General features: G+C 37.0%; 2 protein-coding genes. Both read left to right on the top strand.

Going from position 1 to position 2,865, the window contains the following annotated elements; all coding sequences use genetic code 11:
• A partial coding sequence (locus A9G30_RS02240; protein ID WP_141671955.1) for a glucose PTS transporter subunit IIA occupies window positions 1–1,523 on the top strand: 1,523 nt, incomplete at its 5' end.
• 2 nt (window positions 1,524–1,525) lie between these two features.
• The coding region (locus A9G30_RS02235) for a glycoside hydrolase family 1 protein (protein ID WP_065587905.1) at window positions 1,526–2,865 on the top strand (1,340 nt) is incomplete at its 3' end.

The raw sequence follows: 2,865 nt of genomic DNA, 5'->3' as shown, positions 1-2,865 counted from the left end.
GAATAATTTCGATGTTACAAATGATGGAAGTTGTTACAACTAACACGCCAACTTACAACTTCTTAAATGCAATTGCCGATGCACCTTTTTATTATTTACCAATAATTCTTGGTTTTTCAGCCGTTAAAAAATTTGGCGGTAATCCTTATGTCGGTATGGCATTAGGTGGGGCGTTAGTTCATCCTAGTGTTGTTGGTATGTTAGGCAATGCTTTTGAATTAAAAACCGAGTTTTTCAGTATTCCTATTGAATTAATTCCTTATCCTTCATCGGTTTTTCCGGTAATCTTAGCGGCGTGGTTCTATTCATTATTAGAACGTAACTTTAACAAGATCATGCATGACTCGTTCAAAAAATTTATTTCACCACTATTTGGTTTGATAATTACCGTACCATTAACTTTTGCCGCCATTGGTCCAGTAGTGTCATTTTTGAGTAATATTGTTGCTAGCGGTATCCTCTATGTTTATGAACTTAACTCCGTCATTGCTTCCATGATTTTAGCAGGGCTTTGGCAGGTAATGGTTGTTTTTGGCATCCATTGGGGATTAGTACCATTTTCGATGAACAATATCTCGCTGAAGCAAGAAGATTTTATGATCCCAATCTTATTCCCTGCGGTATTTGCCCAAGTCGGTGCTGTATTGGCGGTTATGTTACGTAGTAAAGATCAACAAGTTAGAGCGTTAGCTAGTTCTTCTGTATTATCAGGGATTTTCGGGGTAACAGAGCCAGCAATTTATGGGGTTAACTTACCACTAAAACGCCCATTTATCATCGGCTGTGTCTCCGCAATGATCGGTGGTGGTATTGTTGGTTATTTTCATTCAGTTATCTACTCATTCAGCTTTATTAGTATCTTTTCTTTCTTACAATTAATCCCACCAACAGGAATTGGCGCACAATTTTATGCAGTTCTGTTTGGTTCGATTATCTCATTTGTTATTGCCACAATCGTTACTTATCTATTTGGTATTCCAAAAGATAAAAAAGCAGACGATGCACAGCCAGCACAAAGCAATGAAGCAAATAACAAAGTTAATGAAGTTAAACAAGCCATCGTTGCTATTTCAAGCCCAATGACAGGAAAACTAATTGATTTGAAAGAAGTAAATGACCCAACTTTTGCTAGTGAATTAATGGGTAAAGGTGTCGCAATCATTCCAACAGTCGGTCAAGCAGTAGCGCCTGACGATGGTGAAGTCGTTTCACTTTTTAGAACTAAACACGCCATTGGTTTTCAAACAGATTCTGGAGCCGAACTATTAATCCATATTGGTATTGATACCGTAAAATTAGATGGGCAACATTTCCAAGCACACATCGAAGCTGGTAGTAAAGTAAAAAAAGGTGATTTATTAGTGAGCTTTGATATAGAAGCCATTAAACAAGCTGGTTTCGAAGTCACCACACCAATTATTATTACTAACAGTGATAGTTATCAAGATATACAACGTATTTTTAAACAAGAAAATATACAAAGTGGAGAGGCTTTATTAGCGTTATCCCAAAATAAGGAGTAAAAATGTCAACACAATTTCCTAATAATTTTCTTTGGGGAGGTGCCATTGCCGCCAATCAGGTTGAAGGCGCTTATCGTGAAAAAGGTAAAGGCTTATCAACATCAGATTGCACACCCAATGGTTTGTTTGGTGATATTATCAATCGCAATGAAACCAAGATTTCCAGTATAAAAGACAACGCTATCGATTTTTATCATCGTTACCCAGAAGATATTGCCCTATTTGCTGAAATGGGATTTACATGTTTACGCACATCAATTGCTTGGACACGCATATTTCCGAATGGAGACGAAGAACAACCCAATGAAGCTGGGCTAGCCTTTTATGATAAATTATTTGATGAAATGGCAAAGCACAACATCACGCCATTAGTCACTTTATCACATTATGAAATGCCCTATTATCTTGTCACTCAATATGGCGGTTGGGGCAATCGTAAAGTGATCGAATTTTTTACTCGTTATGCTAAAACCGTTTTTGCACGTTATAAAGATAAAGTTAAATATTGGTTAACTTTCAATGAAATCAATATGTCATTGCATGAACCGTTTACGGGTGTAGGCTTGGATAGAAACAGCACCAAACAACAAATCTACCAAGCGATTCATCATCAATTAGTTGCCAGTAGCCGAGCGGTTAAACTTTGTCATCAAATGATCCCTGATGCCAAAATTGGCAATATGTTATTAGGTGCTGTTGCTTATCCGCTTACGCCAAAACCAGAAGATGTGTGGGCTACTCATCAGGAAAATCATGGTTGGCTATTCTTTGGCGATGTGCAAGTGCGTGGCTATTACCCAACTTATATGAATCGCTTTTTTAAAGAAAACAGCATCCACCTTGATATTACCGAGCAAGATAAAGAAGATCTGCAAGAAACGGTCGATTTTGTTTCATTTAGCTATTACATGAGTTGCTGTGCAACTTCAGATGAATCACAAAAAACTAAAGGTAACATTTTAGACATGGTTCCTAATCCTTACCTTAAAGCATCAGAATGGGGATGGCAAATCGATCCTGTTGGAATTCGTTACTTGCTTAATTTACTTTATGAACGTTATCAAAAACCATTATTTATTGTCGAAAATGGTTTAGGCGCTAAAGATAAATTAGAAGCTGATGGCACTATCAATGATGATTATCGAATAAATTATATGAATGATCATTTAGTGCAAATTCGAGAAGCCATTAATGATGGTGTTGAAGTGATGGGATACACTAGCTGGGGACCAATAGATCTTATCAGTGCATCGAAAGCAGAAGTGACTAAACGTTATGGGTTTATCTATGTAGATTTAAACCAAGATGGCTCAGGAACACTAAATCGCTATAAAAAGAAAAG

This window comes from Gilliamella sp. Fer4-1, from assembly GCF_001690515.1.
Lineage (GTDB): Bacteria > Pseudomonadota > Gammaproteobacteria > Enterobacterales > Orbaceae > Gilliamella > Gilliamella apicola_C.
The sequence above is the reverse complement of the archived record's forward strand: the minus strand, read 5'-3'. Positions and strand labels throughout refer to the sequence as shown.